A 13,138-nucleotide genomic window follows, 5' to 3' on the forward strand; every position below is an offset into this window, starting at 1 on the left:
CCGGTTTTAGGTGGGCGTTGCTTGTGCAGAAGCGGAGAAGGGAGGCCGAGGAGAGATTACCGCTCTGCAACGTTCATGCGCCGCTTCAGGTATTCGCCGTATTGACCAAGGCCAAACAGGAAGATCCAGTAGATAGCAGCCACAAAGGCAAGCACTTCGATGTAATAAGGTGCCCATGCGCCGGTGCCGAAAGCGGCATTGGCCGAAGCGAGGATATCGAAGAACCCGATGATGATTACAATCGCGGTTTCCTTGAAGGTCACGACCACGTTGTTGACCGTTGCCGGCAGCGCGTGGCGGAATACCTGTGGTAGCACAATGCGCCCAAGGATTTGCCAATAGGTCAAACCCAGCGCTTTGCCCGCTTCGAACTGGCCTTTTGGGATGGCCTGAAATCCGCCTCGTAAAACTTCGGCCTGGTAGCAGGCAAAGAACAAGCCAAAAGCGATGATCACACGCCAAATTTTGTCGCCCTCCAGCCAGCTGGGCAACAGGATCGGGATCACAACCGCAGCTGTGAACAAAGTTGTCAGCAGCGGCAAAGATCGGATCAGGTCAATCACCAGCGAGGCAAACCCGCGCACCACGGGCATCTCAGACCGTCGCATCAGCGCCAGCCCAAGCCCCATCGGCATCCCGATCAGCACGACGCTTGAGAACAGAAACAGAGTTAGGGCAAGTCCACCCCACTGGTCCGTTGTCACCTGGGGCAAGCCCAACAGGCTGCCTTCCATGAGCAGGTAATAGATCGCAAAACCCGCAATCCATATCGTCGACAGACGCTTGGTAGTCCATGTCCACGGGAAACAGGAAATCACCACAGTAGCGATGATCGACAGGCAGGCCAGAGTGGACCGCCAATGCTCTTCATATGGATAAAGACCGAACAGGATCAGCCGGTGCCGCGCGTCGATGACCGACCAGCAAGCACCACCATGGCCGCATTGCTCTACATCATCGGCGCTCCAAACCGCGTTGAGGATGCCCCAGTTCAACGCCTGCCAGACCAACCACGCAAGACCAGAAAAGACGATAACGGTGATGACCGTGTCCATCGGCGAGGCAAAAGAACGGCGGCGGAACAGCTGCCAATCGAACTTCTTGGAAACTACAGCGTCAGCCATATCAATGCGCCTTGAGTTTGAGACTTTCGTTCAGCCAATTTATGAACTGCGCAATCGTGAAGTTCACCAGCAGGAACGCGCCCATTAGGATGGCAATCAGTTCCAGAGTCTGACCGGACTGCGTGATTGACGTCGAGACGATGTAGAACAGGTCAGAAAAGCCGATGGCGACCCCGATGGTTGTCGCTTTCATGATGAAAATCCACTGATTGCCCAGCGGCGGGATGATGGTGCGCAGCGCCATCGGCATCTTGATCCGCGCCCAGATCACACGTTGTGTCAGCCCCAGCGCCTCGCCCGCCTCGATCAAGCCCTTGGGGACTTCAACCAGACCGCCGCGAACCACCTCGGCGATATAGGCCGAACCATAGAGCGTGATCGCAATGATCATCACCAGCAGCTCCGGTGAGATGGTCAATCCACCAACGAAGCGCAGCCCTTTGAGTTCGGGCCAAGAAATCGCGCCCTCACCCGCTGGTACTGTCAGACCAGTCGCGATCAACACCATGAAGAAGCACAAACCAATCATGGCCAACACGATCTTGATAACGCTGACTTTCATCCGCGCCATGAAAAATGCGGCTACGATCAAAACAAGGACCATCACCAGCGCAACGGTCAGTGATACGTTCAACAGCGGGATCATCAACCCGCGGTTAGACAAGAAGATCGCATCGCCGAGACTCATCGCCTGTCGCGGGCCCGGCAGGTGGATCACGATGGCGTACCAGAAAATCCCCTGAAGGATCAGCGGAATGTTTCGGAAGGTCTGGATATAGACGGTAGCTGCAGTCTTAAGCGCCGGGTTTCGCGCATCACGGAAAGTGCCGATGAGGAAGCCGAAGATCGTGGACAATACGATTGTCAGCAGACCCAGAAAAACCGTGTTCAAAAACCCGATGGTCAGGGTTCGGGCATAGCTGTCGTTGATATCCCGCTCGATCAGCGAGAAGGAGTACGACCAGCCGGTGGACCGTTCGAGAAATCCAAAACCACTGGCAAGCCCCAAAGCATTGAGATTGACCTGAGCACTCCGAATAGCGCTGATAATGATAAGCGCCGAAAAAACGATCAACGCGCTTTGTATGATCAGCTTACGCCGATTGGCGCGCGCCTTGAGTGCGGATGCGTCCATGGATCAGATCTTTTGCTTTGAAGGACGTTTCGGGGCCGCAGAACCTGCAGCCCCGGGCTAAGTCAAAACTTAGTCGAGCTGCGGGGCGTAAAGCACGCCACCATGGCTCCAGAGGTTGTTGAGACCGCGCTCCAGTTTGTACGGGCTGTTTTCACCCAGATTGCGGTGGTAGATTTCGCCATAATTACCCATTGCGGCAATCATTTCTTTGGCCCAAGTGTCGCGCAATCCAAGACGCTCGCCCATACCGGGCTCAGCACCCAGCAGACGTGCGATTTTCGGGTTCGGCGGGTTTGCGGCCATTTCTTCAACGTTTTCCGAGGTGATACCTTCTTCCTCGGCAATGAGCAGCGCGGCCAACATCCAGTTGGTGAAATCGACGAAGTCTTCATCACCCTGCCGCATTGCGGCCGAGATTGGCTCGTTCGACAACTGGTCATTCAGGATCACATGCGCATCGGGGTTTTCAAGTTCCGTGGCGCGCAGAACGGCCAGGAACGGACCCCAAGCCACAAAGCTGTCGCACCGGTTGGCCAGATAAGCAGCCCGCAATTCGGACGCCTTTTCATAGCTGACCATGGTGTGTTCGACAGCAAGGCTTTGCAGATAATTCGCGGCGATGCGTTCGATGGTGGTTCCGGCCTCGACACAAATCGTACCGCCTTCCAGATCCTTGGCATCGGTGATCCCAAGATCGCCATGCGCCATGAACTGCGCACCGCCAAAAAAGTAAGGAATCGAGAACTGCAGACCCAGCTCGGTATCGCGGCCCATTGTCCAACCTGTCGCTTTGATGATCACGTCCACGTCACCAGATTGTAGCGCCGGAAAGCGCTGCGCCCAGCTGAGCGGAACAATCTGCGCCTTTTCCGGATCACCCAGCAGAGCCGTGGTCATTGCGCGGCAAAGGTCAATGTCGAGACCTTTCCACTCGTTCCGGTCGTTTACCTCGACGAATCCGAAATAGGACCCGTTGTGGCCCGAGCACAGTAAGGTGCCACGTTCCTGGATTGCTTTTATTGTCGGACTTTCGGCCTTGGCAATACCGGGTAATACCAAGGCCCCAGCTACTGCCAATCCCAAGGCTAGATGTTTAACTAGCATTTTTCTCGCTCCACTGTTGTTCTATATATCAATACATTAGTACTGATATATAGAATGAATAACTTGTGTGAGCAAGTCAACAGTTTCGACTCAACAGACTGCGCGTTCCGGGGGTAGCGCGGACAAGGATTCCAATCTGACGCGGACACCCATTCCGATTTAGCGCGGACAGGATTCCGGGGCCTGCGGACAAGACCGCAGAGTTCCTTGTCGGGGTGCTGAGCAATCACGTGGCGAGTAGCCTTTCGCTCTTTTGAAGAAAGGGAAGGACCCAATGGCGAGATTGCCTATGAGGAAGATCAGAGAAGCTTTGAGGTTGCGTGCAAGCGGCCTGACGAACCGGGAGGCGGGTGACGCAACAATATGTTGCTTTGACCGCGTTGCGACTGTTAGAGCCATCGCAAATCTACATTCGAAACAAATGGCAGGTTTTGGGAAGATACGTTGCCAAATCGACGACTAGCAAAATGTCGGCTTTGAGCCGAGAGTGTAAGTAAAAAAAACCCTGCGTGACGTCTCAGTTGTTTCGTGGAAATTCATCTACTCTGAGCTGCCTTGCGCATCCAACTTCACCTATTACATTGCAAGTCCCCTCTTGGCACGATGACCATGACAGCTTCAGCCGGGCTGATGACACCACCAATGGTTTGGACAGCAAGATTGTTCACAAAGCCTGAGCGAGGGGCACGGATCTCAACCCGGGTCAGCTGATCTTCTGCAGTTTCCCGTGAAGGATATTTCGACCATTTTGGGGTTGCGGTTGGACCGTATTTTCTGATCTGCTACAGTAGATAATCGGTTAATTCCTTGAAATAAAAAGGGAATTGACCGCTTCTACTGGAGCTAAAATGAGACATTTCCTCAAAAAAGAGCCAATTGTTTGGGATTTTTTCGGCGTTTTTTGCGCGCCTGATCCGAGAATCGGACAATATTTTCATACTGCCTGTCGGTAAACTGGAAGATGTAGATATCGCCCCATTCCGGCAAGGCTTGCTCGATCTGGCGGACATAACTTTCAAACTGCTCCTTGCCGTTACAATAGCGCAGATAATTGGAAAGCTGACTCATTTCGAAGCCGATATCCAGCAGAAATTCGCGAAATTTTGTTGCGGCCTTGCGCTGTTTCTTTGTCTCGACCGGCAGGTCAAATGTCACCAGCATCCACATGATCTGATATCCGCTTAAATGAGTGGCACCATTATTCGCCTTGTTTTCAAATGCCGTCATGGTGCGTCGTCCTCCTCGACCAGCCTGCCAAGGCTTGACAGCTCCAGAGGGGATGGCAGAGCTGGCAATTCGAGAGTGGCTTTGCCTGTCTCAAAACTGGTAACAACAGAATGAACCAGTCGGGACACCTGGACAGAAAGAGGTGACAGTCCCGGCCCGCTTTCCAGATCAAACGTCGCGATACTGGTCAGGGCGTGCTTGGCCTCAGGTGTTACCTCATCAACACCGCCTGCCAGAAGGTTGAGGACAAGCTGGTCGACAAGAGGTCGATAGATTTCCATCAGGTCATCAGCCAATGCAAAGGTGTTGGCTCTATTGGAATGAAAAATGCCCATGGTCGGATGCAGGCCCGCCGCACAAACGGCCCGGGACACAATGGCACGCAAAACCGTATAACCATAGTTCAGCAGTGCATTGACGCCGCCGGCATCCTGATCACGGGCAAAATCCGGACCAAACAACTGCTTCCAATATCGTCGTGCCGCCTGGGCTTCGATGTTGTCAGGATCACCGGACCGGACCTTGCGTGCCAGTGTCCAGAAGCCACCACCCTCCTTGCCATTGGCATGAAGGACTTTCCCCTGAAGTCGGATCTTCGCAACAATCACCTTCTGCCAGATTCTCTTCTGCAGAATTTTGGAAGCCGCAAGCTGGGCCCTCAACCGCGCTCCCTGAATATGATGCCCCTCAAGAGGCCAGACGACAGAGACCGGCGCGTGATTAGGCGCACATAAAACCACCGGAACATTTCGTTCAGCCAGTCGAACAAACACCTGATTGGACCACGTCACGCCATGGGCATGAACGATAAGTCCTCCTATATCGTCCAGTGCAATGCGACCAAGCTCACCATCCTCGCTGGAAATGACAAGAAAGCCGCGATAGACGGACAGATACAGGCCGTCGGTTGATATATCGACAATCCGATCCATGATGGCATTATGCTATCATGGTTTGAATAAATGCAATTTAAACAAGAAAAAAGCTTATTTTATCTTGTTTTTCCGCGCTTCCCTGTCTTGCGGCCCTGGGTCAAACACACGACCGGCTTCGTCTATACGCACCTGACGGCATTGGATTTTTTTCAGGCCGGATGCACTTTTGCTCATATATTTGAAGGGATCCTGCTTATCCGCGTCACGGGATTTCAGACTACCCGCTTCCTTGTGATTGGCCAGGGCGATCTGCCCGCTTACGCGAAATTTCACCACCCGGGCGATGGTATAGCCATCATCGGGATGCTCATAGGCCACCATATCATTCTGCTGCAGACGCAAGACCCGGCGAGCCGTTGGATTGTCCCTGTGAAATGCCGATTGCCAGTCTGACTGGTGGGCATCAAACATGGAAATCACTTCAGAATGCCATTTGCCGTCCAGTGTCTCCCAGACATCATAACGGTAATTGGCATCGCCCTTGTAGCCTTTATAGGCCCTGCCTTCCTTGTCACGAATCGGAATGACCTTGAGCGCCTCAGCGATCCGGACACGCCGGATTCCTCTGAACCTGGGATGCGTTTCGCGGAACTTTTGAAGTGCCTCCTGCAAGGCTTTCTTATCGGTGATGCCATCCAGCGCCGTAAACAGCTCAGCCCGCAAATCTTCATCCCGAATAGTGGGAAGGTCCTTCAGCTGCAGCCCGGAGAACGGCACCCGATGAACCGCGACCGGGCGGCCATCCGGGTCATGACCCAGCCCATAGGCCGTATCATTGTGCAGTTTGCCAGCGGTCTGCCCCTTGCCCTCGGCATAGCCCTTGCGAGACACAGTGCCATGATCCGGTTTGTGGCTGACGGTAATCCTGTTGACAGCCTCGCGAAGATCAGAGCGGAAAGTCTCCCAGGGCAGAATCTCGCCCACAGTCTTGTTGACGTAATTCTCCAGATCCAGACTGTCCATCCGCCCGGCCGCCTTGGAAATACGGTTGAGCAGGCTGCGTGTGGTGACACCGACGACAGCCGCATCAATCGCATGGTGACGATGATCCTTGCGGTTCTTGGCCTGTGCCATCCCGCCGAGATTGCTGTCCGGCAGCAGGGAATTGAGCCCCCAGTTTCGCCGCAGCATCTCTGTCAGCCGCCCGGGCGATACCAGAACATGGTTGCGCCTTTTCAACTCACCATGCTCGTCTGCTTCTTCATAGGGATACAGACATTCGAGATATTCCCGCGCCATGCGTGACAGATACTGAGTATCCGTCAATTGCCGAGCCAGGAATCCGCCATCCTTTTCAACTTTCTCCATCGCATCGGCAGAAAACCGCCAGCGCTTGTTTTTCGGCAGGCGGGCAGCCCGAGCCAGAATCTCATCATAGCGAGACTGCCATTCTGTCACGTCAACCGGAGCCCGATTGCCTTTCTGCCGGTTGGCGGATTTCAGGCACAGAATCTTGTTCGTCGGACTGTCATCCAGTGTCTGCGACCAGGGCAGGATGTGATCAACATCCACCTCACCGGAAAACAGCATCTTGATACCAATCCGTTTTCCTGAATAGATGCAGACTCGGTCTTCCGGCTTATCCACGTTCAGCTCTTCCCAGAGTTTCAGCAGCAGCCGGTTATAGCCATTGTTCTGCTGGCTCAGCTTTTCAAGCTTTTTCCCGCGCGCCTCCGCAGCGCGGGTGTTTTTGGTAATCGTCTGCTTGACCTTCCTCTTCTGCTCATCAGAAAGCTGCAGGTCGCGAGCCAGTTCCACAGCCATAAAGCGCGGCTTGCCATGCACCCGGATCAAGGCATTTACCAAACGCTTGAGCTGATTGAGCCCGATGTGAACGGTCGGATTGGTGATCCGACCCTTGTAGATGTGATAAATATCGTCCGGATTACCGCTGCCCGGCGGAATATGCAGTGCCAGCACCTCCTGATACGGCGGCAGGAATGCCTCGCCCTCATCCTCAGCGCTGCGTTCGGAGTGTTTATACCCACAGTTCTGAGCAGCTATTGCCTCGGGAATGACAAAACCATCCGCAACCGTGTTCTTCAACTCATCAAGTATGGACGAAAGAGCCGTTTCTCCTATACGTCCATGGCCATCCGGCAGCGGGCAGTTGGCAATCGCTTCAGCCTGCTCCCCCGCTATTCCGTAACGCTCCTGCAGCCATTCAAACACACGGTCCGGGTCTTCTTCCTCTTTCAGAGTCTGGATAATCTGCCACTGCTCTTGACGGTCAAACCCTGCCCATTTCGGGCCAAAGCGAGTCTTGTCAGACAGGGCCGCATAGACTTCATCTCCCTTCAGCTTCTGGCGATTTTCAGATTCCTTGTTGAACGAAAAATCCGGGGTCAGCTTCAGGGTCTTCCGCAGCGCCTTGAAGGTCACCTCCTTTTTGCTGCGCAGATGGTGGATCAGGGCATCACGCTGATCAGGCGTCAGTTTTCGTTCCTGGAGGTCCGGCTGAACCAATGCCAGCTCATTGACCTCCTTATAGAGGCGAAATTCCTGAAACAGCGGGTGAGCTTTGGACAGGCGTTCTTCCAGCGGATTGTAAGCACACTTCCCCACCTGCGGCTTTTTCAATGGCCGCTGATAGAACATCACCCTGAACAGATAAGCACGGCGCTCTTCAGTCAGAAGGTCCGGATAATGCGACTGCTGCGCATCCCAGATCGCATGGAACTCAGCCTCAAGCAGCGATCGCTCAGGATAAAACGCGTAACCGGTCTCATCAAAGGCATCAGAGCCGGCACGGAGACGGACCACATCCCCCGCCTCACGTCGCATCGACAGCCATTCTCCGTAAGTCCGCGCGCGCGTATCATGCATCCGGCCCTTTAGGTCAGCAATGCCCAGCGCGATCTTGCCCTGATCGTTCTCCTTGCGATCTGTCTTGCGGTTTGATTTGAAACCCCGCCGCTGTGACAGATGGAACAGAGCCCGACCGATATAAGCTGGCGGCAGAACCTCATCCAGAGCTTTGGCCCGCAGCGCGTAAGGGTTGGCACTGTCTTCACCGGTTTCCGCCTTGCGATCTCCGGTTTCCAGCAGAAGCGCCTTCTGGGCTATTTTATCCGCAGGCATCAGACCAAATTCAATCAGGGTCCGTAACGCCGCCTTACGTCGCCGCTTGTAGCGATCCCGCATCCGCGAAGCTGCCCGTCCCTCCCGCCGTGCAACCGCAAGAGAAGCATTCGACTTCGGCTCTCTCCCGTCTGAATAAATGCGCGTCCCGATATCAAGAATACGGTCCGGCTCTCCATTGGAATCCAACCCAAACACGCACCAGCCAATTGAGTTGGTGCCGATGTCGAAAGAGAACAGACGATTCGTGAAAAAGAGGTTAGCCATACAGAACCCACAACCTTTGACCGATAAGACGAATATAAACTCACCAAGCTGTATTCACAATATGATACAATAAAACAACGACTTAGCAATATTTATATAAATTACTGGTAAGGGACTATTTTTCTACACACATCTCTGCTATCTTAAACAAAGGCTCATGATGCCTAATTTCGAGCCTAGAACATCATGAGCCTCAGCAACAAATCACGGAACCATAGGCCGTGCAGTCGTAGGACACTGGTCCGTTGCGGGAGGTGGTCCATGAGAAGATTATAGGCAATAATTTGGGCAGCGGCAATTATCTGCTGCCCATTCTGCAGATTACTGGAATTTTTCTTGTCAAAATTTTTGCTTTTGCAAGACAAATTACTGGTAGTTGCGGCCAGGCAGACTTGACGTATGCTCTGGAATATATCAATCTGAGATTGATTATAGATCAGAAAATACGCGTCTGGCCGTTAACAAGCTAAGACGGCACCAGATAAGGCCGCTCCTCCGGGGGCGGTTTTTCTGTTTGCATATGGTGTTGGACACCACGCTGATCGCCCCGCTGGAAGCTGATCTGTTGTCTACCAGACGAGTGCCACTCGCCATCTGGTTGCTATCACGGATACTGGTGATATAGTACGGCCTCAGAAGGGGATGTGCTGCCTTGGGGGGGGTGCCAAGCCATCGCGGATAAACGCGATTTCCCCGATATGCCCCATAAGAGCAAGTATAAAAATCCCGACAAACGGGAAAGAAGCGGCTCCATAGATAGATTGTATAATCCTCCGTTGCGGAACGGAGCCTTGGGGGCATTTATGCTTATCGATGATATTATGGAAATCCTGCAACATGCCCGGGCTGCAACGCCACAGGAACAGCTTGAGCGGTTGAACGCCAATATTGAACGGCATGACCTCCAGGCTCTGGCCGGTCTCATTCTGATGGATCGCTTCAACACGCTTGACCCGGCCCTGCTGGCTGACGAACAAAAGCTGGAATACATTCGGGTCATGAGTGATATATTGCGGACACAGACAGCCTTTGCCCGAACACATGATACACACGCGCATTGAGGTATCGCGATGAACCGTTTCAGTTCCCTCCCCGTTTCATGGCTGCAGTCGGGCCACGCTTCAGAGCGGCTCGGGCAGTTCTACGATGCCGTGATGAGTGCGGGATCCGTTCTGACCCAGGAACACAATGCGGTCTTTTCCGACCTTTCCATCTGTGCGATGGACGCCAGGCTTGGGCAATCCCCCACCATTCTTTTTGTTGGCAGCCAATCCAGTCAGCGCTCTGTCTTCGGCGATGACTGGGCAGACGACCCCAGTCATCGAGGCAGAACCACTGATAACAGGCTGGAAGAGGACGCCAGTGCTGGCTATGTGCTTGCCCAGACAGGCAGTCCCGTCTATCAGATCGCGGAAACACGTGTACACGGAACTCATATGACCTATGAACGGCTGATCCTGCCGATCAGGCTTGATCACCGGAAGCCGCCGAGCCTGCTTGCGTATATGGGTTATGTTCTGCACCGTAGCGATCAATGATCTCGGCCAGATAATACATGTTGGCCTTGTCCATCCAGACAAGCCAGTCTTCCGATGAAATCCCCTCTGGTTCAAGTTCCCAGTCGGTTCCATGCGGCACAGCATGTGTATAGCCGACACGAGAGTGAAACCCCACGTGAACGCCCTTGGTCGCCATCAGGCCATAGAGGTAGTCACAATCAAAATTAATGAGCGCCATGAGATAGCCAAGCTGCGCGATCTGCACGCTCACCGAACCGCCTCTTATGGAGCGGTCAATCCAGTAGTCACCATGATAAACAACCCGCCCTGTTATCTGGTCTGCGGCGATAGCGTGACGTTTGCCTATCCGGCCGCCATAAAGGCGCGGTTGCTGCTCATTCCAGTATTCCGACAGTGTCTTTCGTCCCAGGCAGTCCAGGCGCGCGGCCTGCACGCTGACACACTTCCCTTCCCCATCAAACGCGCCAATCCAAAACCCGTTGTCAGATGTAAAATCAAAAAACTTGTTATCCGCCTGCTGTGTCACCCGCTTTTCCGGCATGCACGACACAATGCGCTTCATATCCGCAAAAGAGTCTGACTCAACCAATGTTACCCCAGCAGATTCAATCGCGCTGTTCAGCTTCCCGATCGCCTTGGTCACAACAAGGCGGTTCTGTCTGTTGTCTGTACCCATGCTGCCCTCCAGATTGCGCAAACAATCTTGGACATACCATTGATAAGTATGGGTTGAGAAACAGTATCGCTCTACCGTGCATTTTCTTATTGCAACCAAATACACGCGAAAGAGACCGGGTCGACTATTGAGTAACACCCAGATCCTGAATCAGGCTCGACAAACAGCGCCAGCAACAGGAAGGCGAGAATAGAGCCGTTCAATATTCCGGATTGGATATCCAGGGTTCATAGACAAGCTGGACACTGGGTCTTTGCATCACAGCGTCCGCAATCCGTTTGACATTTGGAAAATCGGAAACAGGTGGATGGCCCTTTGAAGACCGCAACCATGTTGTCAGCATGAACAGATAGATATCAGCAGCACTGAACCGATCGCCCAGCAGCCATCGATTATCGCTGATCTGCTCATCAATAACCCGCCATGTCTCCGCAAGCCGCCGGTTACCACGCCTCTCGGCGCTCGGTTCATACTCTACCGCATCAGCAAAGCGATCCGGATAGTAGGTGAGCTGAAAGGCATTCTGAATCGAGTTCGAGAAATAGACCAGTGTCTGCAGATAAAGCGCACGCGCCGGGTCATTTATAGCCGGAGCAAGGCCCTTCTCCCCATGCCGGTCGCAGAGGAAAACGATTATGGCCGCCGCTTCATACATTGCGCCGTTCTCCCACTGAAGAACAGGCACCCATCCATTGGGATTGACGGCCAGTTGCGCTTCTGGACGGGGCTCACCCGGCTCGACGCTCGTCTGGAGCAGTTCATACGGCAGGTCCAGCTCTTCCAGTATCACCCGGATGCCCATGGAAGCACTTTTTTCCGCATAAAACAGCCTGTACATGCGTGCCTCGGCTACCGAACCAGAGCACGTGCCTGAGCAAAAGACAGAAGACGCTTGCCTTCTTCATCCCAGAGGTGAAGTCGGGCAGCAGAAATGCTTTCCCGAATTGTCAGCCTGTTTTCATTGGCGAGAACCGCATGGTCACGCAGGACTTCCGGCAAACGATAGAACGGTATGCGGCTGTAAAGATGGTGCACATGGTGAATGCCGATATTCGCACTAAGCCACTGCAGCACCGGGGGCAGCACATAGTGAGAACTGCCCTTGAGCGCCGCATCATGAAGCTGCCATTCTTCTTCTTCGTCCCAATGCGTGGTCTCGAACTGATGCTGCACATAGAACAGCCACACCCCTGCAGTGGCAGCCAGAAGCGTTGACGGCAGGAAAATCAGCAGGATTGGCATCAGACCACCGAAATAGAGAATAAGCCCCACAGCAACAAAAATAGCTGCATTGGTGCACATCGCACTGGTCCAGTATCTGGCACTGTCCATCAGGCCGAGCGGCAACCGGTTCTGAAAATAGAACAGATAACCAGGCCCCAGGCCAAACAGAACAATCGGATTCCGGTACAGCCGGTAAACCAGACGGTTGAACGGTGTCAGTTCACGATATTCAGCCACCGTCAGCGTATGGATGTCTCCCATACCGCGTCGACCAAGATTGCCGGAAGAGGAGTGATGGATCGCATGGGTACACCGCCAGACATCATAGGGTGTCAGCGTCAGCACTCCAATCACCCGGCCAAGCCAGTCGCTGACAGTGCGGTTCTGGAAGAACGCCCCATGTCCGCAATCATGCTGGATACAGAAAAGGCGCAAAAGAAAGGCCGCATTGACAACAGAAATCCCGAATGTCAGCCAGTAACTGACCGACAGCGACCACCAGGCAAGCCCCCAAAGAAGAAGAAACGGTCCCAGAGTAACAGCAAGCTCGAATGAACTGCGCCAGGTGCTCGCTTCCCGATATTCGGAAAGAACCTTGACCCACTCTCTTCCAGTGCGCGTTTCAGGCAGCTGCCCGGAAGCTTCGGATTGTTCGACCATGCAAATGCCCTTTTCTGAGTTCGTGGACAGGGTTCTTATATGATTGCCGGTCTGTTGGAAAGATAAGTTCTTTAAAGCAATCGTGATACTGTTTTATCGGCGGATTCGTAACGGATTACCAGCACCTGATTGCGGAACTCCATGTAAGCGGTCTTCACGGAAACAGGTCATTCACCGCTACACCT

The 13,138-nt window shown here is 53.6% G+C and carries 11 protein-coding genes; 2 read left to right on the top strand and 9 right to left on the bottom strand.

Translation table 11 applies throughout. The features are described 5' to 3' along the window. Positions 1-56: 56 nt before the first annotated feature. The 6 genes from RA157_RS00775 to cas9 form a co-directional block, all read right to left on the bottom strand. The gene (locus RA157_RS00775) at positions 57-1,124 is read right to left on the bottom strand and encodes an amino acid ABC transporter permease (RefSeq protein ID WP_350334583.1); all 1,068 of its coding nucleotides are present in this window, start codon (positions 1,122-1,124) and stop codon (positions 57-59) included. A 1-nt stretch (position 1,125) separates the two neighbouring features. Then, the gene (locus RA157_RS00780) at positions 1,126-2,259 is read right to left on the bottom strand and encodes an ABC transporter permease subunit (protein ID WP_350334584.1); all 1,134 of its coding nucleotides are present in this window, start codon (positions 2,257-2,259) and stop codon (positions 1,126-1,128) included. 69 nt (positions 2,260-2,328) lie between these two features. Continuing rightward, a complete protein-coding gene (locus tag RA157_RS00785; RefSeq protein ID WP_350334585.1) occupies positions 2,329-3,363 on the bottom strand; it encodes an amino acid ABC transporter substrate-binding protein in 1,035 nt (344 codons plus the stop codon). An 861-nt stretch (positions 3,364-4,224) separates the two neighbouring features. Further along, positions 4,225-4,590 (bottom strand): CRISPR-associated endonuclease Cas2, encoded by a 366-nt coding sequence (cas2, locus tag RA157_RS00795; protein ID WP_350334586.1) that lies wholly within the window; start codon positions 4,588-4,590, stop codon positions 4,225-4,227. Continuing rightward, complete coding sequence (gene cas1 / locus RA157_RS00800) at positions 4,587-5,522, bottom strand: type II CRISPR-associated endonuclease Cas1 (RefSeq protein WP_350334587.1); 936 nt, start codon at positions 5,520-5,522, stop codon at positions 4,587-4,589. The genes cas2 and cas1 overlap by 4 nt, the downstream gene beginning before the upstream one ends. Positions 5,523-5,576: 54 nt before the next feature. Then, the gene (gene cas9, locus RA157_RS00805) at positions 5,577-8,873 is read right to left on the bottom strand and encodes a type II CRISPR RNA-guided endonuclease Cas9 (protein ID WP_350334588.1); all 3,297 of its coding nucleotides are present in this window, start codon (positions 8,871-8,873) and stop codon (positions 5,577-5,579) included. Between the two features lie 803 nt (positions 8,874-9,676). Between cas9 and RA157_RS00810 the strand changes: the two genes are divergently transcribed. Both RA157_RS00810 and RA157_RS00815 read left to right on the top strand, forming a co-directional pair. Further along, positions 9,677-9,934, top strand: coding sequence for a hypothetical protein (locus RA157_RS00810; protein ID WP_350334589.1), 258 nt, complete (start codon positions 9,677-9,679; stop codon positions 9,932-9,934). Between the two features lie 9 nt (positions 9,935-9,943). Next, a complete protein-coding gene (locus RA157_RS00815; protein ID WP_350334590.1) occupies positions 9,944-10,411 on the top strand; it encodes a hypothetical protein in 468 nt (155 codons plus the stop codon). Here RA157_RS00815 and RA157_RS00820 read toward each other — a convergent pair. The 3 genes from RA157_RS00820 to RA157_RS00830 all read right to left on the bottom strand — a co-directional run bounded on the left by RA157_RS00820 (position 10,338) and on the right by RA157_RS00830 (position 12,953). After that, entirely contained in the window at positions 10,338-11,036 is a 699-nt protein-coding gene (locus RA157_RS00820; protein ID WP_350334591.1) for a hypothetical protein, read from the bottom strand. The two genes, RA157_RS00815 and RA157_RS00820, sit on opposite strands and share 74 nt — an antisense overlap. Before the next feature lie 232 nt (positions 11,037-11,268). After that, positions 11,269-11,907, bottom strand: a complete 639-nt coding sequence (locus RA157_RS00825; RefSeq protein WP_350334592.1) for a glutathione S-transferase family protein — start codon at positions 11,905-11,907, stop codon at positions 11,269-11,271. An 11-nt stretch (positions 11,908-11,918) separates the two neighbouring features. After that, complete coding sequence (locus tag RA157_RS00830; protein WP_350334593.1) at positions 11,919-12,953, bottom strand: fatty acid desaturase; 1,035 nt, start codon at positions 12,951-12,953, stop codon at positions 11,919-11,921. Positions 12,954-13,138: the final 185 nt, after the last annotated feature.

Origin of the sequence: Coralliovum pocilloporae, assembly GCF_030845175.1 — a bacterium.
Taxonomy (GTDB): Bacteria; Pseudomonadota; Alphaproteobacteria; order Rhizobiales; family Cohaesibacteraceae; genus Coralliovum; species Coralliovum pocilloporae.

Coding starts and splice junctions, on each gene's coding strand:
- RA157_RS00775 (WP_350334583.1), bottom strand. CDS start 1,124: ATGGCTGACGCTGTAGTTTCCAAGAAGTTCGATTGGCAGCTGTTCCGC.
- RA157_RS00780 (WP_350334584.1), bottom strand. CDS start 2,259: ATGGACGCATCCGCACTCAAGGCGCGCGCCAATCGGCGTAAGCTGATC.
- RA157_RS00785 (WP_350334585.1), bottom strand. CDS start 3,363: ATGCTAGTTAAACATCTAGCCTTGGGATTGGCAGTAGCTGGGGCCTTG.
- cas2 (WP_350334586.1), bottom strand. CDS start 4,590: ATGACGGCATTTGAAAACAAGGCGAATAATGGTGCCACTCATTTAAGC.
- cas1 (WP_350334587.1), bottom strand. CDS start 5,522: ATGGATCGGATTGTCGATATATCAACCGACGGCCTGTATCTGTCCGTC.
- cas9 (WP_350334588.1), bottom strand. CDS start 8,873: ATGGCTAACCTCTTTTTCACGAATCGTCTGTTCTCTTTCGACATCGGC.
- RA157_RS00810 (WP_350334589.1), top strand. CDS start 9,677: ATGCTTATCGATGATATTATGGAAATCCTGCAACATGCCCGGGCTGCA.
- RA157_RS00815 (WP_350334590.1), top strand. CDS start 9,944: ATGAACCGTTTCAGTTCCCTCCCCGTTTCATGGCTGCAGTCGGGCCAC.
- RA157_RS00825 (WP_350334592.1), bottom strand. CDS start 11,907: ATGTACAGGCTGTTTTATGCGGAAAAAAGTGCTTCCATGGGCATCCGG.
- RA157_RS00830 (WP_350334593.1), bottom strand. CDS start 12,953: ATGGTCGAACAATCCGAAGCTTCCGGGCAGCTGCCTGAAACGCGCACT.